Below are 20,546 nucleotides of genomic sequence, written 5' to 3'. Positions count from 1 at the left end.
CCCCTCCTTCGGCTCCCGCCGCCCTCAGATCTCGTTCGCCGGGCGGCGTGCGTCGGCGAGGATCTTCATGACCTCGTCGATGTCGTCGGTGATGTGGAACAGCTCCAGGTCGTGCGGGGCCGCCTTGCCCTGCGCGACCAGGGTGTTCTTCAGCCACTCGTAGAGGCCGCCCCAGTACTCGCTGCCGAAGAGGATCACCGGGAACCGGGTGACCTTCTTCGTCTGCACCAGGGTCAGTGCCTCGAACATCTCGTCCAGCGTGCCGAGGCCGCCGGGCAGCACCACGAAGCCCTGCGCGTACTTCACGAACATCGTCTTGCGGACGAAGAAGTAGCGGAAGTTCAGCCCGAGGTCGACGAACTCGTTGAGCCCCTGCTCGAAGGGCAGCTCGATGCCGAGGCCCACGCTCAGGCCGCCGGCGTCCGAGGCGCCGCGGTTGGCCGCCTCCATCGCACCCGGGCCGCCGCCGGTGATCACCGCGTAGCCGGCCTCCGCCAGCGCCCGGCCGATCGCCACGCCCGCCGCGTACTCGGGGGAGTCGACCGGCGTCCGGGCGGAGCCGAAGACGCTGATCGCGGCCGGGAGTTCGGCCAGCGCGCCGAAGCCCTCGACGAACTCCGAGGTGATCCGCAGCACCCGCCAGGGGTCGGTGTGCAGCCAGTCCGTCGGGCCGGTGGTGTCCAGCAGGCGCTGGTCCGTCGTGCTGGTGCCGACCTGGTCCCGGCGCACCAGCACCGGGCCCTTCTGCTTCTCGGGCCACGCCTTCTTCGGGCGCGGCTCGCCCACCTGCTCGGGCCCGTGTCCGTAGTGCTTCTCGTCTCCAGTGCCTGTCATGACGAAACCCTACGCCCGACGATCCCGGTTTTCAGGCAACGGTGAGAGGTCGGTTGGGCAACCGGAAGATGGCGTTCGACGACGGACCGGCTGGTCCGGGCGGCCGCGCCGGCCGGCGGCGGACCGTCCGGCCGGCCGCGGCGGCTCAGTCGGTCAGCCAGGCGCGCAGTCGCTCCTCGGTCTCGGCGATCGCGGCGAGCGAGCAGTACTCGTCCCGCTTGTGCGCCATGTTCGGGTCGCCCGGGCCGTAGTTGACCGCCGGGATGCCGAAGGCGCTGAACCGGGCGACGTCGGTCCAGCCGAACTTGGCCCGGGCGACGCCGCCGGTGGCGGCCAGGAAGGCCCGGGCGGCCGGCTGGTCGAGCCCGGGGAGGGCGCCGGGGGCGGAGTCGGTGACGGTCACCTCGAAGCCGTCGAAGACCTCGCGCAGGTGCTTCTCGGCCTCCGCCTCGCTACGGTCCGGCGCGAAGCGGAAGTTGACCGTCACGACGCACTCGTCGGGGATGACGTTACCGGCCACGCCGCCGTCGATCCGGACGGCGTTCAGGCCCTCGCGGTACTCCAGGCCGTCGATCTCCACCCGGCGCGGCTCGTACCCGGCGAGCCGGCCGAGCACCTCGGCGGCGTGGTGGATGGCGTTGTCGCCGAGCCAGCCGCGGGCCGCGTGGGCGCGCACCCCGGTCAGCCGGACCTGGATCCGCATGGTGCCCTGGCAACCGCCCTCGACGGCGGCCCCGCTGGGCTCCATCAGCACGGCGAAGTCGGCGGCCAGCCAGTCCGGGTGCCGGGCGGCGAGGTGGCCGAGGCCGTTGCGGTGGGCCTCCACCTCCTCGCAGTCGTAGAAGACGAAGGTGAGGTCCCGGTTGGGCTCGGCCAGGGTGGCGGCCAGCCGGAGCTGGACGGCCACCCCGGACTTCATGTCGGAGGTGCCGCACCCGTAGAGCAGGTCGCCCTCGACGTAGGAGGGCACGTTGTCGGCGATCGGCACGGTGTCCAGGTGGCCGGCGAGCAGCACGCGCTCGGCGCGGCCCAGGCCGGTACGGGCCACCACGTTGTTGCCGTACCGGTCCACGGTCAGGTGCGGGTAGGCCCGCAGCGCCGCCTCGACGGCGTCGGCGAGCGCCTGCTCGTCGCCGCTGACCGAGGGGAAGTCGACGAGCCGGGCGGTCAGCGCACCGCCGTCGAGGGTGAGGTCCAGGGGCGTGTCAGAGCTGCTCATGGTCCTTCAGCCTAGTCGTGGGCGACCGGCCGCCCCGTGCGGCGGATCGCAACCGGTGGCGCCGCACATCCGTCCGAGTGGGTACGGTGTGCGATCAGGAACAGCGTGGAGAGGGGCGGCGGTGGCCAGGAAGAGGCGCGGCGAGCAGGGCGGCGACACGGCGCCCCGACGGCGGCGCAGGCCGTTGCGCGCGGTGCTGGTCGTCCTGCTGGCGCTCGTGGTGGTCGCGGTCGGCCTGTACTGGCTGCGCGACACCAAGCTGACGCCCGAGGGCTGCACGGTCAAGACCGCCTCGGGCGAGGGCACCCTGGAGATCCCGCAGGCGGCCAACGCCGCGACGATCGCCGCCGTGGCGCACTCGCGCGGGCTGCCGGACCGCGCGGTGACCATCTCGCTGGCCACCGCGATGCAGGAGTCCAAGATCCGCAACCTGGCGGGCGGCGACCGGGACTCGGTCGGCCTCTTCCAGCAGCGTCCCTCGCAGGGCTGGGGCACCGTGGAGCAGATCATGGACCCGGTCTACGCGACCAACAAGTTCCTGGACGGCCTGGTCAAGGTCCCCGGCTACACCCGGCTGCCGCTGACCGACGCGGCCCAGCAGGTGCAGAAGAGCGGCTACCCGCAGGCCTACGCCAAGCACGAGACCAAGGCGACACTGCTCGCCTCGGCGCTGACCGGCCGCGAGGCGGGCACGCTGAACTGCGTGGTGCACGACTTCGCCGCGCCCGAGCCGGAGCCCGACGACACCGCGCCGACCGCCACCGGCTCCCCCGCGGCCCCGGCCGCCGCGGCCCCGCTGCCCGACCGGGTGCAGGTGCTGAGCGACCGGGTGCGCCGCGAGTTCGGCCGGACGGTGACGCCGGCGGCCGGCTACACCTCGACCGTCAAGGGCGCCGAGCAGGCCGTCTCGCTGACCCCGGACCCGGCGGCGAGCACCGACGCCGGCCCGGACGCCGAGCGGCAGAACGGCTGGGAGGTGGCGCACTGGGCGGTGACCCAGGCCCAGCAGCTGGGCATCGAGACGATCGCCTACGACGGCAAGATCTGGCGCAAGTCCAAGTCCGAGGGCGGCTGGAAGCCCCAGCCGACGGGCACCTCGACCAAGCTGGTGCTGGTCTCGCTCGCCCCGGTCGGGAAGTCCTGAGCGGAAGGCCGCCGGAGCGGCTCCGAACGGCCGCTCCGGCGGGCTGACGCACTGGTGTCCGGGTTGCCGCCGAAGGAGTGATTCCGGTCAATCCAGGTGGACGGGCGGCCGACGCCGGAGCCCGACCCGAAGAACCGTCACTCCCCTTGGCCCGCACCGCCCGCACGCCCGCGGCCGGGCCGTTCGCCACCCCCCGGTACCGGTCCTACGATCCGATCGTCGGTAAGGCCGTTTCCTTGCACCGGCCGAAACCTTCTGGCTTCTGAAGCGGTAAGAACGTCGTCCGCCCGGCGGACAGGACGGACCCAAGACCCTTTCGAGGAGCCCCATGTCTCACTCCCTCACGCGCCGGATCGCCCAGGCCGCACTGCTCGTGGCGGCCGGCGCGACCCCGCTCGTCGCGGCCGGCACCGCGTCCGCCGCCGACGCGCTGCTGCCCAAGTCCGACCTGGCGGCGCCGCTCGGCCAGCTGACCAACACCGACGCGGGATCCACCCTGCAGCACACCACCCACGAGCTGGGCCAGGCCGCCGGGGACACCGGCGCCGCCACCGTCGCCGCGGGCGTCCCGGCGACCGCCGACGCCACCGGCAACATCGTCGCCCACCAGCTGCCCGAGGCGAACGAGAAGGCCAGCTCGCTGACCGCCCCGGTGGACAAGACCGCCGCCACCACGGGCCAGCTCTCCGGCATCACCCCGAAGGTCGCCGCCGCACTGGCCGGCAAGCTCGGCGAGGCCGTCAACGGCGGCCCGGGCGCGACCGGCCGCAGCGCGGCCGCCGGCGCCAACCCGGTCGGCGGGCTCTCGCAGACCGCCGGCCTGACCCAGGGGCTGCCGGGCGCCGGTGCGCTCGCCGGCGCCGTCCCCGGGACCAACGCCGTGACCGACGCGCTCCCGCTCGGCGCCCTGGGCCGCGCGCTGCCGGCCGACGTCCCCGGCACGGACGTGCTCGGCCTGGCCGAGCACGGCTCGGCCAACCGCCTCGGCGGCGCCGACCTCGGCCCGAACTCCCCGCTGGCCGGTCTCAGCCCGATCACCGGCCTGCTCGGCGGGATCGGCGGCGGTGGCCTCGGCGGCCTGCCGATCGGCTGATCCGGCGCCGCCCGGCGCGCCCCGCACAGCACCGAAGGGGGCCGGTGTCCCGTCCTGGACACCGGCCCCCTTCGCCGCGCTCGGGCTCCGCGGGTCAGCCGCGCAGCCGCTCCACGGCCGCCGCGACCCGCTCGTCGGTCGCGGTGAACGCGACCCGGACGAACCGCTCGCCGGCCGGCCCGTAGAAGTCGCCGGGCGCCACCAGGATGCCCAGCCCGGCCAGTTCGGCCACCGTCTCCCAGCACGGCCGGTCCTGGGTCGCCCACAGGTACAGGCTCGCCTCCGAGTGCTCCACCCGGAAGCCGTACGCCTCCAGCGCCGCGCGCAGGGCCGCCCGGCGGGCGGCGTAGCGCCCGCGCTGCTCGGCCACGTGCGCGTCGTCGGCGAGCGCCGCGACGACCGCCGCCTGGACCGGGGCCGGGACGATCATCCCGCCGTGCTTGCGCACCCCCAGCAGCTCCTTGACCACCACCGGGTCGCCCGCCACGAAGGAGGCGCGGTACCCGGCCAGGTTGGAGCGCTTGGACAGCGAGTGGACGGCCAGCAGGCCCTCGTGCTGCGTCCCGTCGTCGGCGGCGCCGCAGACGTCCGGGTGCAGCACGGAGGCCGGGTCGGCCTCCCAGCCCAGCTCCAGGTAGCACTCGTCGCTGACCAGCAGCGCCCGGTGCTCCCGGGCCCACTCGACCGCGCGGCGCAGCTCGTCCGCGCCGAGCACCCGGCCGGTCGGGTTGGAGGGCGAGTTGACCCAGAGCAGGCGGACCCGCGAGCCGTCCAGCTCGTCCACCGAGTCGTACTCGACCGGCTCCGCGCCGCAGAGCCGCGCGCCGACCTCATAGGTCGGGTAGGCCAGCCGCGGGTAGGCCACCTGGTCACCGGGGCCGAGGCCGAGCTGGGTCGGCAGCCAGGCCACCAGTTCCTTGGAGCCGACCGTGGGCAGGACGGCCTGCGGGCCGATCTCGGCGCCGACCCGGCGGCGCAGCCACCCGGCGATCGCCTCGCGCAGCTCCAGCGGGCCCCAGACGGTCGGGTAGCCGGGCGTGTCGGTGGCCGCGGCCAACGCCTTCTGGATCACCTCGGGAACCGGGTCGACCGGGGTGCCCACCGAGAAGTCGCAGAGCCCGCCGGGGTGGGCCAGCGCCGTCTTCTTGTACGGCTCCAGCTTGTCCCAGGGGAAGACCGGCAGGAGATCGGAAACGCGGCGCGCCGCCCCCGGGTGGCCCGGGAACGGCGCGTGCGTGCTGTTCTTGGTACTCACAGCTCAGTTGCCACCGATCGTTCAGTGCTCGTCGGTGTTCTGCGGCGGCAGAGCGGCGATGAAGGGGTGGTCGCGCTCGATCAGGCCGAGCTTCGAGGCGCCACCGGGCGAACCGAGGTCGTCGAAGAACTCGACGTTCGCCTTGTAGTAGTCCTTCCACTCCTCCGGAGTGTCGTCCTCGTAGAAGATCGCCTCGACCGGGCAGACCGGCTCGCAAGCGCCGCAGTCGACACACTCATCCGGGTGGATGTAGAGCGATCGCTCGCCCTCGTAGATGCAGTCAACCGGGCACTCTTCGATGCAGGCCTTGTCCTTGACGTCGACACAAGGCTGCGCGATGACGTAGGTCACGCTGTCGTTCCTCCTCGGAAGGGCTCGGCGGCCCATTCTGTTTGCTCGCGTGCGCGGGTGAGCGCGGCGTCGTCGATGCCCGCCCCTAGTATCGCGGGTCGGAGACCGCAAATGCACAGGAGGTGCCCAGATGGCGGCTGGCGGGCCGGTCCAGGACCGTCCGGAGGTCCGGATAGATCGCTCTGACGTGGGACTACGGGTGTCAGTTCGGCGTGTCGCGGAGTTCGTGGACGACAGGCCGGTATTCCGCGATGTGATCGGTGTGCTCACATCCTGGGACGATCATGAGCTTACCGTCGCCCCGCGGCGCGGCGCTCCGGTCACCTTCGCGGAGAAGCTGCTGGTCGCGGGCAAGGTGGTGCCGCTCTTCCCGGCCCGGCGGGCCGCGCTGCCCGTCGCCCCGCCGGAGGAGCTCCAGCGGATCGCCGCGCGCGGCTGGCCCGCCGTCGAGCAGGAGCCGCTCGGCGGGTGGACGCTGCGGGCGTCCGCCGGCTTCACCCGGCGGGCCAACTCGGTCCAGACCCTCGGCGACCCCGGCCTGCCCCTGGACGAGGCGCTCGCGACCGTCCGGCGGTGGTACGCGGCGCGCGGCCTGCCGGCCTGGGTGGAGGTCAGCACGCCCGGCTCGCCCGAGGACCTGCGCGGCGAGCTGGACCGGCTGGGCGCGGCGTACTCGCCGACGCTGGTGCGGGTCGCCCCGCTGGCCCCGCTGGCCCGGCTCGGCTCCGGCCACCGGCGCGTGCGGCTCGCCCGGACGGCCGGCGCCGAGTGGATGTCGCTGTACCGGCGGGTGACCGGCGACCCGGCGGTGGAGGAGGCGGCGCGGCAGGTGATCCACGGCGGCCCGTCGGTCTGGTTCGCCACCGCGCCGGGCGCACCCGGGCAGCCGCCGCTGGCCATCGGACGCTGCGTCATCGACGGCCCGTGGGCCTGCTTCGGCGCGATCGAGGTCGCCCCGTACGCCCGCCGTGCGGGCCTGGCCACCACGCTGATGGCGGTGCTCGCCGCCCGGGCCGCCGAGGAGGGCGCGACCGGTGCCCACCTCCAGGTCGAGGCGGAGAACGATGGTGCGATCGCGCTCTATGACGGACTTGGCTTCACGACCAGTCACACTTACCACTACGCCCGCCTGCCCCAGGGGTAGCGCGGTCGTGGCGCCACGTCCGTCCGCCCCACCCGCCCGTCGGCCCGGCCGCCGGTGCCACCCGTCAGTTCCGTTCCGCCTGTCCGTCCGCCCGCATGAAAGCCGTCGCAGCCACCGTGACCGAGCAGAGCCGAGCACGCTTCCGGACCGAGGCCCGGGCCGAGCACCCCGATCCGGTGCTGCTCTGCCTGCTCGCCGCCGCCGAACACAGCCCCGTCCCGGACCCGGACGACCCCCGGGACCCGCCCACCCTGGAGGCCCTGCTGGCCGCCTGCGAGGCGGCCCTGGAGCGGCACGCCGCCGCCGTCCGGCTCGCCGTCGCCGAGCGGGCCCCGGCCGGGCCGGAGGAGACGGCCGCGCTGCTGGCCGCCGTGCTCGGCGGGCGGGAGCGGTTCCACGGGCGGCAGTCCGACTACCGGAGGCTGGAGTCCTCGCTGCTGCCCTACGTGCTGCGGCGCCGGCGCGGCCTGCCGATCATGCTCGCGCTGGTCTGGACGGCGGTCGGCCGGCGGGCCGGCGTGCCGGTGCACGGGATCGCGCTGCCGGGCCACTTCATCGTCGCGGTCGGCGGCCCGGACGGCGGGGACGACTACGTCCTGGCCGACCCGTTCCACGGCGGGCGGCTGCTCGACCTGGAGGACGCGGCCGGCCTGGTCCGGGCCGCCGGCCACCCGTTCTCGCCCGAACTGCTCACCCCGGCCCAGCCGCTGGACACCGTGCTGCGGGTGCTCGGCAACATCCGCGCCTGGGCCGCCGAGCGCCCCGAGCACGCCCGCACCCAGCTCTGGGCCACCGAACTCTCCCTGCTGCTGCCCCGGCACCCGGCCCAGCTCCGGCTGGAGCGGGCGGAACTGCTGGTGCGGACCGGCGACTTCCTCGGCGGCTCGGCCGAGATGGACGCCTACGCCGAGATCCTGGACGCCTTCGACCCGGACACCGCGGCGAAGGTCCGCCTGGAGGCCCGGGCGGCCCGGCACCGGCTCAACTGACCGCCGCCGGGCGCGCCCCGTCCGTCCGGTCCGCGCCGGGCCTACAGCCAGCCCTTCTCGCGGGCGATCCGGACCGCCTCGGTGCGGTTGCGGGCCTCGGTCTTCTGGATCGCCATCGAGAGGTAGTTGCGCACCGTCCCCTCGGACAGGTGCAGCCGGCGGGCGATCTCGGCGTTCACGGCGCCGTCCGCGGCGGCCGCGAGCACGTCCCGCTCGCGTGCCGTCAGCGGGTTCGCCCCCTCGGCGAGCGCGGCGGCGGCCAGCACCGGATCGATCACCCGCTCGCCGCGCAGCACCCGGCGGATCGCCTCCGCCAGCTCGGCCGCCGGGGCGTCCTTGACCAGGAAGGCGTCCGCCCCCGACTCCATCGCCCGCCGCAGGTAGCCGGGGCGGCCGAAGGTGGTCGCGATCACGACCCTGGTCTGCGGCCGCAGCCGGCGCAGCTCCGCCGCGGCCTCGATCCCGGTCATGCCGGGCATCTCGATGTCCAGCACCGCGACCTGCACGTCGTGGGCGACCGCCGCGTCCACCACCTCGTCGCCGCGCCCCACCTGGGCCACCACGTCGATGTCCCCCTCCAGCCCGAGCAGCGCGGCCAGCGCCTCCCGGACCATCCCCTGATCCTCCGCCAGCAGCACGCGGACGGACGGGGCACCGTCGTTTCGCATCTCACTCATGCCGACGACCTTAGGCCCGCGCCCCTACACGACGGAGACCGAGCGCAGCGGGACCAGCGCGCGCAGCCGGAACCCCCGGCCGCGGTCGCCCGGGCCGGTCTCCAACCGGCCGCCGACCAGCGCCAGCCGCTCCTCCAGCCCGGAGAGCCCGTTGCCCGGCCCGGACTTGCCCGGCCCGGCCCCGTTGTCGCAGACCTCCAGGACGGCGTACCGCTCGCCGCCGCCCTCCCACGTCTCGTCCGCCCGCACCGTGCAGACCGTGGCCCCCTCGCCGTGCCGGACGATGTTGGTGACCGCCTCGCGCAGCGCCCAGGCCAGCGCGCCGGCCTCCTCGTTGGCCAGCCCGGGCCAGGCGTCCACCAGCTCCGGCGCCGCCTCCAGGCTGACCTGCGCGGCCGCCAGCGCCGTCCGGGCGGCGGCGAGTTCGACCGGCAGGGTGGGCCGGCGGAAGCCGGTCACCGCCTCCCGGACGTCGATCAGCGACTGCCGGGCCACCTTCTCGATGTCGGCGACCTGCGCCCGCGCGGCCTCCTCCTTGCCGCCGTCCATGAAGCGCCCGGCCAGCTCGCTCTTCAGCGTGATCAGCGACAGCGAGTGCCCGAGCAGGTCGTGCAGGTCCCGGGCCATCCGCAGCCGCTCCTCCGAGGCGGCGAGGTGGGCGACGGCGGCCCGTGCCTCGCGCAGCTCCCGCATGGTCGCGACGAGGCGCTGCAGCCCGGTCATGGCGGCCCCGGAGAGGAAGGCGGTGAGCGCGATGGTGGGGATGTCCCCGTGGTCGGCACGGCTGAGCAGCCCGACCACGACGGTCAGCCCGGCCATCGCGGCGACCCCGGCGAGCGCGAAGCGCACCGGCGCGATGATCGCCACGGCGACCGAGGCGTAGGTGAAGAGCGTGAGCCACGCGGTGCCGAGGCCGAAGGAGGTGACGACCGCCGTCACGATCATCGCCGCGACCACCACCCGGCAGGCCAGCGGCCGCATGCCGGCCATCGAACGGAACACCACCAGGCTGACGTAGCAGCCGACGAACGCCACCAGGGCGATCCAGCCGGCCACCGTCGCCGCGGGCGAGTGCCCGTCCTTGAGCAGGTCGCCCACCGGGTAGAGCAGGTAGACCATCCAGAGCAGCATCCAGCTGACCTTGACCAGCAGCTGCCGCCGGTTCTCCACGGTGGCGCCGGGGACGTTCATGAAGGACACCGGCCCCGCCTCCGGCTCGTCGGTGCGGTGGGTACGGGGCGTGTCGGACATGGTGGCCATCATGCCCGCCGGGTGTCCCGGCGGTACAGCACGGCCGCGGCCGCGGTGAAGACCACCAGGAAGCCGGCCAGACCGCCGACCGCGACCAGGTCCAGCGACTGCCCGGGCCGAGTGAAGCCGGCCAGCCGGTTGTACAGGTAGACCGGGTTGACCTGGGCGATCGTCCGCAGCGTGCCGGTCACCGGGAACCACGTCCCGCCGAACAGCGCCATCACCATGTAGGTGATCATCACGACGGTCTGCACCGAGTCCGCCCCCGCCGCGTAGCCGAGCGCCACCCCGAGCGCCGCGAAGACGAAGCTGCCCAGCCAGAGCGCCACGGCCAGGCCGGCCCACTCGGCGGCCCCCATCCGCACGCCCTGGGCGGCCCCGACCCCGAATACCACCAGGATCGCGGGCAGCGTCGTGACCGCGCCGGCGGCGATCTTGGCGCCGGTGTACGCCCGGCCGGGCAGCGCCGTCAGCCGCAGCTGGCGCACCCAGCCGCTCCTGCGCTCCAGCGAGATCCGCTGCGCGCTGCCGGTGAGCACCGCGCCGACCGCGCCGAAGGTGGCCATCGAGACCATGAAGTAGGTCTTCACCGGCAGGCCGCCGGCCACCTGGTCGGTGCCGTAGGCGTGGATGAAGAAGAAGTACATCAGCGCCGGGTAGAGCACCGTGAAGAGCACGTACCGCTTGTTGCGCAGGGTGCGCGTGATCTCCAGCCGGATCAGCGTGGTCATCGGGCGGCCTCCGTCGCGAACTCGGTGGTGTCGGCGGTGTCCTGCTCGCCGGTGATGGTCAGGAAGGCCTGCTCCAGGCCCAGGCCGGTCACCTCCAGCCCGCGCGGGTACAGACCCGCCCGGTAGAGCCCGGCGACGCCCGCGTCGGCGTCCGCCGTCCGGATCCGGACGGTTCGCACCCCCGGGACCCGGCCGCTGACGTCCAGGGCCAGCACCCCCGGCAGGCGACGCAGCGCCGCCTCCTCGAACGGGCCGTCCACGTCGTGCAGCTCGAAGGTGATCCGGCGGGCCCCGGCCTTCGCCTTGATCTCGGCGGACGTACCGTCCGCGATCAGCCGGCCCCGGTGCAGCACGAGCACGCGGTCGGCGATCGAGTCCGCCTCCTCCAGGTAGTGGGTGGCGAACAGCACCGTGCGCCCGGCGTCGGCCTGCGCCCGCATGCTCGCCCAGAACGACCGGCGGACCGAGACGTCCATGCCGGTGGTGGGCTCGTCCAGCACGATCAGGTCGTTGGCCCCGGCGATCGCCAGCGCGAAGCGCACCCGCTGCTCCTGGCCGCCGGAGAGCCTGTCGACCCGCCGCTCGGCCAGCTCGGTGATCCCGGCGTCGACGAGCACCTCCCGGACGGCCCGGCCGCGCGGGTGGACGTCGCAGGCCAGCCCGACCAGCTCGCGGACCTTGACGTCCGCCATCAGCCCGCCGCTCTGCAGCATCGCGCCGACCCGGCCGGCCGCGATCGCGGCGCGCGGGGCACCGCCGAACAGCGTGACGCTGCCGCGGTCCGGCTCGCGCAGGCCGAGCAGCAGGTCGAGGCTGCTGGACTTGCCGGCGCCGTTCGGGCCGAGCAGCGCGACGGTCTCGCCCGGCCGCAGCACGAGGTCGAGCCCGTCCACCGCCCGCACCCGTCCGTAGCTCTTGCCCACGCCCCGGAAGGCGGCCACCTCGGTACCCATCGACCCGGTCCTCTCCCCTGCTGGTGTCGTTCGCACCAGCTCAGAGTCCCGCGCGGCCCCGGCCCGGCGGCAGTGGCCGCCGTCGTGCCTTCGGCATGACGGATGTCATGCCGGTGGCCGGTACCCGTGTCACGGGTACCGGCCACCGAAGCCGCAGGTCGCGCGCCGTCTGTCGGTGCCGGGGGCCGGCGTCCGCACCGGGGCCGGGCCTGTCGACCCCGTGCGGGCACCCGCGGCCGGAGGGCGCCTCGGCACCGCTCGTCCGCGGGCCCCGGCGCCCTGACGGCCCCCCTCCGCTGAACCTCGGAGCCGCCCGCCTCAGAGGCCGAGCGACTTCTTCACGAAGTCGACCTGGAGCAGCAGCAGGTTCTCCGCGACCTCCTCCTGCGGGGTCATGTGCGTCACGCCCGAGAGCGGCAGCACGGTGTGCGGCCGGCCGGCCGCGAGCAGCGCCGAGGAGAGCCGCAGGGTGTGCGCGGCCACCACGTTGTCGTCCGCCAGACCGTGGATGATCATCAGCGGGCGCTCCAGCCCGGCCGCGTGGCCGGTCAGCGAGTTGGCCGCGTAGACCTCGGGCCGCTCGGCGGGGTGGCCCAGGTAGCGCTCGGTGTAGTGGGTGTCGTACAGCTCCCACTCGGTCACCGGGGCGCCGGCCACGGCCGCGTGGAAGACGTCCGGGCGGCGCAGCACGGCGAGCGCCGCGAGGTAGCCGCCGTACGACCAGCCGCGGATGGCGACCCGGCCGAGGTCCAGCGGGAACTCCTCGGCGAGCGCCCGCACCGCGTCCACCTGGTCGTCCAGGGTCGCGCCGGCGAAGTCGAAGGCGATCGACTTCTCCCAGGCCGGCCCGCGCCCGGGGGTGCCGCGCCCGTCGGCGACGACCACCGCGAAGCCCTGGTCGGCGAACCACTGCGAGTTGAGGTGCGGGTTGTGCGCCTGGACGACGCGCTGCCCGTGCGGGCCGCCGTACGGGTCCATCAGGACGGGCAGCAGGCCGTCCCGCTCGCGGTCGTAGCCGGTGGGCAGGAAGACCGCGGCGGGGATGCGGCGCTCGCCCGCGAAGCGGAACACCGGGCGCGCGGTGAGCACCGGCGTCTCGGCGTAGGACGCGACGGTGGCGACGACGTCGACCACCACGCCCTCCGGAAGGTCCCGGGCGACCTGCACCAGCGTGCCCGGCAGGTCGGGCTCGGCGGTGGCCCGCACGGTGATGCCGGCCGCGTGCACCGCCGACGTGACCGAGGTGAACGGCCGGTCGTTGGCGGCCTCCCAGGAGAGCCGCTTGCCGTCGTGGCTGATCCGGCCGACCGCGATCCAGCCCGGCTCGGGGTCGGTCTCGCCGGCGCCGCCGGAGGCGGTGAAGAAGACCTCCTCGGCCGTCACCGCCACCACCGAGCGCACCAGCAGGTCGGCGCCGGTGACGGTCTGGTCGCCGATCACCAGTGCCCGCACGCCGTCCTCGCCCGCGCCGTCGGAGATCCGGACCAGCTTGCCGTCCGGCGTCCAGGCGGGCACGCCCTGGAAGAGCTCCAGCCAGGCGTCGTCGTGCTCCTCGAACAGCACCTCGGTGGCACCGGTCTCGACGTCCACCCCGAGGATGCGCTGGCTGCGCTGGTCGCGGGCCTGGACGAGCAGCAGTGGCACGCCGCCCGCCGACCAGTGCACCCGGGCCAGGTACGGGAAGGCCGCGTCGTCCCAGCGGACCTCCGTCCGGCCGCCGTCCAGGCCGATCAGCCAGAGCCCGACGCCGGCGTTGGCGGTGCCGGCCGCGGGGTAGGCGATCTCGGCGGGCTCGGTGCCCGGGTTGGCCGGGTCGGCGATCCACCAGCGGCGCACCGGGGTGTCGTCGGCCCGCTCGACCAGCAGCCGGTCGCTCTGCGGCGACCACCAGAAGCCGCGGTCGCGGCTCATCTCCTCCTGGGCGATGAACTCGGCCTGGCCCCACGTCACGCCCGGGCCGTCGGGCTGCGCGAGGGCCCGGTCGGCCGTCCCGTCGGCGCGGGTGAGCCGCAGCTCGCCGGCGGTGTTGGCGTAGGCGACGTGGACGCCGTCCGGGGCGAGGCGGGGGTCGACCACCGGGCCCTCGGCGGGCAGTTCGACGGTGCCGCCGGCGACCAGGTCGGCCGTGAAGAGGCGGCCGGAGAGGGCGAAGGCGGCCAGCGCGCCGGCCCCGTCGAGGGAGTAGCCGACGATGCCGGCCGAGCCCTCGCGGCTGCGCTCGCGGCGGGCCTTCTCGGCCGGGGAGAGGTCCTCCTCGCCGCCGCCGAGCAGGGCGACCGGATCGGCCGCGATCCGCTCCTCGCCGGTGGCGGTGTCGAGGGTCCAGAGGCGGTTGGCCCGGTCGCCGGCGCGGGGGGTCTCCCCGGCCGAGGGGCGGGGCAGGGAGCGCAGGAAGACGACCCGGGAGCCGTCGGATGCGACGGAGAAGGACCGGGGGGCGCCGACGGTGTAGCGCAAGGTGCGCGCGTACTGCCGCGGGAAGGTGTCCGCAGGGGTGTGGGAGGTCATGGCACCAGACCCTACGACGTTCCCCCGCCCCCACCCGGAGGATTTTGATCACTCGTTCGGAGCATCGTCGACCGGGACCCCCGAACGGGGTCCGCACCCCTTCCGACCGGCCCATGCGCCCCATTTGTGCCACCATGCCCCGGCGCGTGTAGCCTCACTGAACGTAATGCGCCCCTCACACATCGGGTATGACTGGTTCAACGAGTGATCGTCAGGCCCCGTCCCGGGCCCCGGTCGCCCGACCGCAAGTCCCGCACGGTCCCGACCGCCGCCCTCCCCGAGGGGGTGGCGCACCCGAGAAGGGGTGTGAGCCGACATGGCTTTGTCCATCTCCGCAGCCATGCTGATGCTGGTCATCGTGGTGGTGCTGATCCGCCGCTCCGGCCTGAAGCTCGGGCACGCGATCGTCTGCGCGCTGCTCGGCTTCTACCTGGCGTCCAGCTCCATCGCGCCGTCGATCAGCCAGGTCACCAGCAACCTCGCCGGAATGATCAACGGCCTGAAGCTCTGAGCCCCCGCACGCGGTCGTTAGGCTTCCTCCCATGACCGCGACTACCGGCCGCCGCCTGCTCCTGGTGCACGCCCACCCCGACGACGAGTCGATCGGCAACGGCGCCACGATGGCCAGGTACGCCGCCGAGGGCGCCCTGGTCACCCTGGTGACCTGCACCCTCGGCGAGGGCGGCGAGGTGATCCCGCCGGAGCTGGCCCACCTGACGGCGGATCGGGACGACACCCTCGGCCCCTACCGGATCGGCGAGCTGACCGACGCCATGCGCGCCGTCGGCGTCGCCGATTTCCGCTTCCTCGGCGGCCCCGGCCGCTACCGCGACTCGGGGATGATGGGCGTCCCCGACAACGACGTGCCCGGCTGCTTCTGGCGGGCGGACGTGGACGAGGCGGCCGGCCACCTGGTCGCGGTGGTCCGCGAGGTGCGGCCGCAGGTCCTGGTCACCTACGACGAGGACGGCGGCTACGGGCACCCGGACCACATCCAGGCGCACCGGGTGGCGATGCGCGCGTACGAACTGGCCGCCGACCCGGCGTACCGGCCCGACCTGGGCCCGGCCTGGCGGATCGCCAAGGTGTACTGGAACCGGATGCCCCGGTCGGTGATCGAGCGGGGGCTGGCCGAGACGGCCGCCAAGGCGCCGTCGCCCGGCGTCGCGAGCCCCTCCGACGTACCCGGTGTGGTGGACGACGCCGTGGTCACCACCGTGCTGGACGGCGCCGCGTACGCCGACCGCAAGGCGGCCGCGATGGCCGCCCACGCCACCCAGATCACCGTGCACGGCGACTGGTTCACGCTCTCCAACGACCTCGGCCAGCCGCTGGTCGCCACCGAGTACTACCAGCTGGTGCGCGGCCGGGCCGGACGGCCGCTGCCGGAGGACGACCTCTTCGCCGGCCTGGACAGCACCTTCGAGGAGAGTGTCCGATGACCGAGCCCGCCACCCCGCAGGCCCGCCGCCGCTCGATCCCGGCGGCCGTCCTCGGCACCCGCGCCGAGCGGCTGGCCGAGCCGCAGCCCCCGCGGATCGGGCGGATCGCGGCCTATGTCCTGTTCTTCCTGCTGGGCGTCGCGGTCTCGGTCTGCGGAGCATTTGTGCAGGCCTTGTGGCCGCCCGTGGGAGTCCTGCTGGCGCTCGCCGCCACCGGCGCCACGTTCTACGCGGGCCTGCGGGTGACCGGCACCCGGCTCGGCGCCGCGCTGCCGGCGGCCGGCTGGTTCCTGGCACTGCTGCTGGTGATGGTCCCCCGGCCCGAGGGCGACAACGTGCTCTGGACCAACGCCACGTCGCTCGCCTGGCTGTTCGCGGGCTCGATCCTGGGCGTGATCTGCGCCACCCTGCCGACCCGGACGAGCTGGTTCCCCGGAGTGCCCGGCCCGCCGCGCTGACCGCCCCGGCGGCCCGCGTACGGTACCGCGTACGACGCGCAGTCAGGACCACACAGCCGTACTCTCATACCGGAGGAACCGGACGTATCAGGTTCTATCCGAACCGGTTCACCGGTCAGTTCTTCCCAGTATGGTGGTGCCGCAGAACGCCCGTACCCCACCGCCGCCCGCCAGGCCCGGCGACCACGAACCGCGGTCGCGCCGCACGGCCCGCCCGCGAACCCGGAGCAGAGCAGCATTGAGCAGCCGCGAATCTGACAACGCCCACCCGACGCCTCGGCGGACGGGCCCGGACGCCTACCCGTCGGGCACCCCGCCCTACGGCACACCGGGTTTCCCCGGCGGCGACCGCGCGGGTGCCGGTGCCGCCCCGGGCTCCGCGTCGGCCGGGGAGGACGAAGCCCCGAAGACGGAGACCACGCTGACCACGCGGGTCCGGATCAACATCCCGGGCTCGCGCCCGATCCCGCCCGTGGTGGTCCGCAGCACCGTCAAGAACGAGGACGGCCAGGGCGAGGAGGCCCCGCCGGCCGCCGCCGAGCCGGCCGGACCCCGGCACCGCTCCGCCGCGTCCGCCTCCCCCGTCCTCGGGGTGATGGACGGCGGCGCGCGGACGGCCACCCCGCCGAACCTGCCGCCGGAGTGGGAGATCCCGCCCGCGACCTCCGAGTCGGAGTCCACCGGCGCGTGGTTCCGGCCGCGCCAGAAGAAGGGCCCGGCGGAGCCCGCCGCCGTCCCGGCCGGCGCCGCGGACGCCCCGGCCGACCCCTTCGCGCCGGGCCCCGCGCCCGCCCCCGGCACCGAGGCCCGCCCGAACGGCGCCCGGCCCAAGGCCGCCCGCCCCGCCCGGACCGCGGGCCCGGACACGGCCCGCCCGAACGGCCGGGCGGTACCGGCGCAGGCCGCCGCCCCGCGCCCGACCGGCGCACCCGCCTCGCCGTTCGGCACCGGCGCCGGCCCGGACGCCCCGGCGGACGAGGCCGGCGTCTACGAGGACGCCCCGGCGGACCCGTTCGCCACCGGCCCCGGCGCCGACCCCTTCGGCCCGGGCCCCGGCGCGGACCCGTTCGCGGCCCGCCGCGCTCCGCAGGGCCAGGGCCAGCGCCACCCGATGGCCGGCCCGGCCGACGCTGCGAACCCGGAGGACACCTCGGTGGACGGCTTCGCGCCGATCCGCGAGGAGACCCTCCCGCCCGCCGCCATATCCGGCCTGCCCGGCGGCACGGCCCAGCACGGCCTCCCGCCGAACGGCTCCCCGCAGAACGGCCTGTTCGCCTCGGCCCCGGCCGGCGCCGACCCGTTCGCCGCCCAGCGCCCCCAGGCCGGCGCGGAGCCGTACGGCTCCGCCGCCCCCGGCGGCCTCTTCCCCGGCGTTCCCGGCGTCTCCGGCGCCCAGCCGACGGCCCCGCCCGACCCGCAGGCCGGTCGGCCGGGCGGCCCCGGCAGCGCCGCCCCCGGCCGGCCGTACCCCGGCGGCCCGGAGTCCGAGGCCGGTACCGCTCCCGCCCCGAAGCAGCCGGCGCCCGCCGCGCCGCAGGCCCCCAAGGCGGCCACCGGCAAGGCCCGGCCGAGCCGCGGCAAGAAGCTCGTCAAGCTCGGCGTCTACGGCGTCGCGGGCGTGCTCTTCCTCGGCGCCGCCGCGTACGGCACCGGCCTGATGCTGAACCAGTCCGACATCCCCAAGGGCACCGTGGTGCTCGGCACGGACATCGGCGGCAGCAACCGCGACCAGGCGATCCACCAGCTCGACGAGACGGTCGGCAAGGCCGGCCAGCAGCCGGTCAAGCTGAAGATCGGCGACCAGGCGATGGACCTCGACCCGACCGTCGCCGGGCTGAGCTTCGACACCACGGCCACCGTGGACCGGCTCACCCAGCACTCCTACAGCCCGGTCGACGTGATCACCTCGCTGAAGGGCGACGAGAAGGCCGTGCCGCCGGAGGTCAAGGTGGACCGGGCCAAGCTCAAGGCCGCCCTGGAGGGGCTGGCCGCCGGGTCCGGGCAGGGCCTCCAGGAGGGCTACGTCAGGTTCGGCGACGCCGGCGAGCCGGTCGTGGTGCCCGGCAAGGCCGGCCAGGCGGTCGACGCCGCGTCCGCCGTGGACCAGGTCGAGCAGGCCTACCGCGACCGCGCCACCGGCAAGGCCGAGCAGCCGGTCGCCCTCACCGTGACGGCCGCCCAGCCCAAGGTCTCCCCGCAGGCCCTGCAGGCCGCCGCGGACAGCCTCGGCAAGTCCGCGGTCAACGGGAAGATCCACATCACGGCCGGCACCAAGACCTGGGACTTCGGCCCGAAGACCGCCCCCAAGACGCTCACCCTGGTGCCCGACGCCGCCGGCAAGATCGTGCCCAAGTGGGACCTGGACGCGCTCGCCGGCCAGTTGGGCACGGTGTTCGACAAGCTGAAGATCAAGAAGAACGGCCAGACCGCCACGATCACTCCGCAGGACGTCGCCGACGCCATCACCTCGGTGCTGGACAAGACCGGCGACAAGGAGCGCACGGTCAAGTTCACCGTCGCCTGAGCGGAGCCTCCCGCCGCCCGGGCCGGCCCACCGGCACCGGGCGCACGGCGAGTGGACGAACGACCGAGGGGCGGGGCCGGATCCGGGCCCGCCCCTCGACAACTCACCACCCCGGTCATCAAGATGTGACGCCGTACCCTCCGTCACGTCCTTCACATCCGCACCGGGAGCAGCATCATGGGCCGCCTCACCTCGCACCGCACGGCCCTGCTCGCCGGCCTCACCGCCGTCTCGCTCTCGCTGACCCTCTGCGCCTGCGGCTCCGGCACCGGCGGCGCCCAGGCCGCCCCGACCCCGCTCGAATCGCCCAAGCTCACCGCGGTCGACATCAATCCGCACGACCGTGCCGAGCTCCGCCCGGGCGGCACCCTGCGGGTCGCGGTCGCGCAGTACTCCACCCAGTGGTCGCCGATCCACACCGACGGCAGCGAGTCCTCCACGGTCACCGTCACCAAGCCGCTGCTGCCGACCTTCTTCCGCTCCGACGCGGCCGGCAGCCAGAGCATCAACCCGGCCTACCTCCAGGACGCCCGGTCCGAGCTCCGGGACGGCCACCAGGTCGTCACCTGGACGCTCAACCCGAAGGCGAGGTGGTCCGACGGCACCCCGCTCACCTGGCGCGACATCGCGGCCAACTGGCACGCCCTGAACGGGAAGGACCCCGCCTTCAAGGCCTCCAGCAGCACCGGTTTCGAGCTGGTCTCGTCGGTCGAGCGGGGCCGGGACGACTTCCAGGCCGTGATGACCTTCGACAAGCCGTTCTCCGAGTGGCAGTCGATGTTCAACGGCGCCGCCAACGCCCCGCTGCTGCCCGCGAGCCGGATCGCCACCGCGGACCTGTTCAACTCCGCCTACCTGGACGCGATACCGGTCACCGCCGGCCCGTTCAAGGTGGAGAAGCTGGACCGGGCCGCGCAGACGGTCACCCTGGTCGCCGACCCCGGGTGGTGGGGCGAGAAGCCGCTGCTGGACCGGATCGTCTTCCGTGCCATGGTGCCCAACACGATGGCCGCCGCCTTCGCCAAGGGTGAGATCGACTTCTTCAACAACGGCCCCGACGTGGCCGGCTACCAGCTCATCAGGAGCACCAAGGGCGCCGCCGTGCGCCGCGCCGGCGGGCCCGACTTCCGCCAGTTCACGCTGAACAGCCGCAGCCCCCTGCTGACCGACCCGGCCGTCCGGCAGGCCCTGTTCCAGGCGATCAACCGGGACGCCATCACCCGCTCCGACCTCAGCGGCCTGGACTGGCCCACCGTCACCCTCAACAACCACCTGCTGGTGGCCAACCAGAACGCCTACCGGGACAACTCGCTCGGCCTGAGCCGGTTCGACCCGGCCGACGCCGTCCGTAAGCTGGACGCGGCGGGCTGGAAGCTCGACGGCGACGTCCGCAAGAAGGACGGCCGGGAGCTGAACCTGCGGATGGTGATCCCGGCCGGGGTCACCCAGGCCCAGAACGAGGCCGCCGTGACCACCCGGATGCTCAAGGACGTCGGCGTCAAGGTCACCACGGTGACCGCTGCCGCCAACGAGTACTTCGACAAGTACGTCAACCGCCACGACTTCGACATCGCCGCCTACTCGCTGCTCGGGACGCCCTTCCCCGCCAGCGGCAACCGGGCCAACTTCGTCCAGAACGGCGGCACGAACCACTCCCTGGCCGGCAGCGCCACCGCCGACGCCGCCCTCGACCGGGCCGCCGCCGCGACCGACGCGGCCACCGCCTTCGAGGCCATCAACCAGGCCGACGGCGAGCTGTGGAAGGTGGCCGGGGTGCTGCCGCTCTACCAGCGCCCGCAGCTGTACGGTGCCCGCGCCAACCTGGCCAACATCGGTGCGCAGGGCCTGTCCGACATCGTCTGGGAGAACGTCGCCTTCCAGCGGTGAACGGCCGGGCGGGGGGGGGGGGGGGGGGGGGGGGGAGGAGGGGGGGGGGGGGGGGAGGGTGGGGGAGGGGGGGGGGTTACGTGCTC

The 20,546-nt window shown here is 74.6% G+C and carries 18 protein-coding genes; 9 read left to right on the top strand and 9 right to left on the bottom strand.

All coding sequences use genetic code 11. The features are described 5' to 3' along the window. Window positions 1-24: 24 nt before the first annotated feature. Both ACZ4UX_RS12470 and dapE read right to left on the bottom strand, forming a co-directional pair. Window positions 25-834, bottom strand: coding sequence for an LOG family protein (locus ACZ4UX_RS12470; RefSeq protein ID WP_329489467.1), 810 nt, complete (start codon window positions 832-834; stop codon window positions 25-27). A 145-nt stretch (window positions 835-979) separates the two neighbouring features. Beyond that, window positions 980-2,053 carry a succinyl-diaminopimelate desuccinylase gene (gene dapE, locus ACZ4UX_RS12465; RefSeq protein ID WP_465706610.1) on the bottom strand — a complete coding sequence of 358 codons (1,074 nt, stop codon included), beginning with the start codon at window positions 2,051-2,053 and terminating at the stop codon, window positions 980-982. 121 nt (window positions 2,054-2,174) lie between these two features. Between dapE and ACZ4UX_RS12460 the strand changes: the two genes are divergently transcribed. Together ACZ4UX_RS12460 and ACZ4UX_RS12455 are read left to right on the top strand one after the other, a co-directional pair. Next, entirely contained in the window at window positions 2,175-3,197 is a 1,023-nt protein-coding gene (locus tag ACZ4UX_RS12460; protein WP_465706609.1) for a VldE C-terminal domain-containing protein, read from the top strand. A gap of 328 nt (window positions 3,198-3,525) precedes the next feature. Then, on the top strand, window positions 3,526-4,290 hold the full coding sequence (locus ACZ4UX_RS12455; RefSeq protein ID WP_352295889.1) for a hypothetical protein: 765 nt from the start codon (window positions 3,526-3,528) through the stop codon (window positions 4,288-4,290). A 94-nt stretch (window positions 4,291-4,384) separates the two neighbouring features. Here the strand turns inward: ACZ4UX_RS12455 and dapC are convergent, their stop codons facing one another. Together dapC and fdxA are read right to left on the bottom strand one after the other, a co-directional pair. Beyond that, on the bottom strand, window positions 4,385-5,545 hold the full coding sequence (gene dapC, locus ACZ4UX_RS12450) for a succinyldiaminopimelate transaminase (RefSeq protein ID WP_329489463.1): 1,161 nt from the start codon (window positions 5,543-5,545) through the stop codon (window positions 4,385-4,387). Between the two features lie 21 nt (window positions 5,546-5,566). Continuing rightward, window positions 5,567-5,896, bottom strand: coding sequence for a ferredoxin (fdxA, locus tag ACZ4UX_RS12445; RefSeq protein WP_329489462.1), 330 nt, complete (start codon window positions 5,894-5,896; stop codon window positions 5,567-5,569). 130 nt (window positions 5,897-6,026) lie between these two features. Here fdxA and ACZ4UX_RS12440 point away from each other — a divergent pair, with 130 nt between their 5' ends. Together ACZ4UX_RS12440 and ACZ4UX_RS12435 are read left to right on the top strand one after the other, a co-directional pair. Beyond that, a complete protein-coding gene (locus tag ACZ4UX_RS12440) occupies window positions 6,027-7,040 on the top strand; it encodes a GNAT family N-acetyltransferase (protein WP_465706608.1) in 1,014 nt (337 codons plus the stop codon). A 95-nt stretch (window positions 7,041-7,135) separates the two neighbouring features. Then, on the top strand, window positions 7,136-8,029 hold the full coding sequence (locus ACZ4UX_RS12435) for a transglutaminase family protein (RefSeq protein ID WP_465706607.1): 894 nt from the start codon (window positions 7,136-7,138) through the stop codon (window positions 8,027-8,029). Between the two features lie 41 nt (window positions 8,030-8,070). Here the strand turns inward: ACZ4UX_RS12435 and ACZ4UX_RS12430 are convergent, their stop codons facing one another. The 5 genes from ACZ4UX_RS12430 to ACZ4UX_RS12410 all read right to left on the bottom strand — a co-directional run bounded on the left by ACZ4UX_RS12430 (window position 8,071) and on the right by ACZ4UX_RS12410 (window position 14,149). After that, the gene (locus ACZ4UX_RS12430; protein WP_380388404.1) at window positions 8,071-8,697 is read right to left on the bottom strand and encodes a response regulator; all 627 of its coding nucleotides are present in this window, start codon (window positions 8,695-8,697) and stop codon (window positions 8,071-8,073) included. A gap of 33 nt (window positions 8,698-8,730) precedes the next feature. Further along, the gene (locus ACZ4UX_RS12425) at window positions 8,731-9,957 is read right to left on the bottom strand and encodes a sensor histidine kinase (protein WP_359803294.1); all 1,227 of its coding nucleotides are present in this window, start codon (window positions 9,955-9,957) and stop codon (window positions 8,731-8,733) included. An 8-nt stretch (window positions 9,958-9,965) separates the two neighbouring features. Beyond that, on the bottom strand, window positions 9,966-10,688 hold the full coding sequence (locus ACZ4UX_RS12420) for an ABC transporter permease (protein WP_465706606.1): 723 nt from the start codon (window positions 10,686-10,688) through the stop codon (window positions 9,966-9,968). Beyond that, the gene (locus ACZ4UX_RS12415) at window positions 10,685-11,641 is read right to left on the bottom strand and encodes an ABC transporter ATP-binding protein (RefSeq protein ID WP_359803298.1); all 957 of its coding nucleotides are present in this window, start codon (window positions 11,639-11,641) and stop codon (window positions 10,685-10,687) included. Before ACZ4UX_RS12415 ends, ACZ4UX_RS12420 begins: the two co-directional genes overlap by 4 nt. A gap of 318 nt (window positions 11,642-11,959) precedes the next feature. Next, on the bottom strand, window positions 11,960-14,149 hold the full coding sequence (locus ACZ4UX_RS12410) for a S9 family peptidase (RefSeq protein ID WP_465706605.1): 2,190 nt from the start codon (window positions 14,147-14,149) through the stop codon (window positions 11,960-11,962). A gap of 316 nt (window positions 14,150-14,465) precedes the next feature. Here ACZ4UX_RS12410 and ACZ4UX_RS12405 point away from each other — a divergent pair, with 316 nt between their 5' ends. From ACZ4UX_RS12405 to ACZ4UX_RS12385, 5 genes are all read left to right on the top strand, one after another. Further along, window positions 14,466-14,660, top strand: coding sequence for a DUF2304 family protein (locus ACZ4UX_RS12405; protein ID WP_045939028.1), 195 nt, complete (start codon window positions 14,466-14,468; stop codon window positions 14,658-14,660). A gap of 31 nt (window positions 14,661-14,691) precedes the next feature. Then, window positions 14,692-15,591, top strand: coding sequence for an N-acetyl-1-D-myo-inositol-2-amino-2-deoxy-alpha-D-glucopyranoside deacetylase (mshB, locus tag ACZ4UX_RS12400; protein ID WP_465706604.1), 900 nt, complete (start codon window positions 14,692-14,694; stop codon window positions 15,589-15,591). Continuing rightward, on the top strand, window positions 15,588-16,049 hold the full coding sequence (locus tag ACZ4UX_RS12395) for a DUF6113 family protein (RefSeq protein ID WP_329489453.1): 462 nt from the start codon (window positions 15,588-15,590) through the stop codon (window positions 16,047-16,049). The genes mshB and ACZ4UX_RS12395 overlap by 4 nt, the downstream gene beginning before the upstream one ends. A 238-nt stretch (window positions 16,050-16,287) precedes the next feature. Continuing rightward, entirely contained in the window at window positions 16,288-18,573 is a 2,286-nt protein-coding gene (locus ACZ4UX_RS12390) for a hypothetical protein (RefSeq protein WP_465706603.1), read from the top strand. A 177-nt stretch (window positions 18,574-18,750) separates the two neighbouring features. Further along, on the top strand, window positions 18,751-20,460 hold the full coding sequence (locus ACZ4UX_RS12385) for an ABC transporter family substrate-binding protein (protein WP_465706602.1): 1,710 nt from the start codon (window positions 18,751-18,753) through the stop codon (window positions 20,458-20,460). The last annotated feature ends 86 nt before the right edge of the window (window positions 20,461-20,546 follow it).

This window comes from Kitasatospora sp. NPDC028961 (assembly GCF_055564815.1).
The sequence above is the reverse complement of the archived record's forward strand: the minus strand, read 5'-3'. Positions and strand labels throughout refer to the sequence as shown.

What these genes read in the sequence shown, in the direction of transcription:
- ACZ4UX_RS12415 (WP_359803298.1), bottom strand. Translation starts at nt 11,641, where the DNA reads ATGGGTACCGAGGTGGCCGCCTTCCGGGGCGTGGGCAAGAGCTACGGA.
- ACZ4UX_RS12405 (WP_045939028.1), top strand. Translation starts at nt 14,466, where the DNA reads ATGGCTTTGTCCATCTCCGCAGCCATGCTGATGCTGGTCATCGTGGTG.
- ACZ4UX_RS12455 (WP_352295889.1), top strand. Translation starts at nt 3,526, where the DNA reads ATGTCTCACTCCCTCACGCGCCGGATCGCCCAGGCCGCACTGCTCGTG.
- ACZ4UX_RS12470 (WP_329489467.1), bottom strand. Translation starts at nt 834, where the DNA reads ATGACAGGCACTGGAGACGAGAAGCACTACGGACACGGGCCCGAGCAG.
- mshB (WP_465706604.1), top strand. Translation starts at nt 14,692, where the DNA reads ATGACCGCGACTACCGGCCGCCGCCTGCTCCTGGTGCACGCCCACCCC.
- ACZ4UX_RS12425 (WP_359803294.1), bottom strand. Translation starts at nt 9,957, where the DNA reads ATGTCCGACACGCCCCGTACCCACCGCACCGACGAGCCGGAGGCGGGG.
- ACZ4UX_RS12410 (WP_465706605.1), bottom strand. Translation starts at nt 14,149, where the DNA reads ATGACCTCCCACACCCCTGCGGACACCTTCCCGCGGCAGTACGCGCGC.
- ACZ4UX_RS12430 (WP_380388404.1), bottom strand. Translation starts at nt 8,697, where the DNA reads ATGCGAAACGACGGTGCCCCGTCCGTCCGCGTGCTGCTGGCGGAGGAT.
- dapE (WP_465706610.1), bottom strand. Translation starts at nt 2,053, where the DNA reads ATGAGCAGCTCTGACACGCCCCTGGACCTCACCCTCGACGGCGGTGCG.
- ACZ4UX_RS12385 (WP_465706602.1), top strand. Translation starts at nt 18,751, where the DNA reads ATGGGCCGCCTCACCTCGCACCGCACGGCCCTGCTCGCCGGCCTCACC.
- ACZ4UX_RS12395 (WP_329489453.1), top strand. Translation starts at nt 15,588, where the DNA reads ATGACCGAGCCCGCCACCCCGCAGGCCCGCCGCCGCTCGATCCCGGCG.
- ACZ4UX_RS12435 (WP_465706607.1), top strand. Translation starts at nt 7,136, where the DNA reads ATGAAAGCCGTCGCAGCCACCGTGACCGAGCAGAGCCGAGCACGCTTC.
- ACZ4UX_RS12440 (WP_465706608.1), top strand. Translation starts at nt 6,027, where the DNA reads ATGGCGGCTGGCGGGCCGGTCCAGGACCGTCCGGAGGTCCGGATAGAT.
- ACZ4UX_RS12420 (WP_465706606.1), bottom strand. Translation starts at nt 10,688, where the DNA reads ATGACCACGCTGATCCGGCTGGAGATCACGCGCACCCTGCGCAACAAG.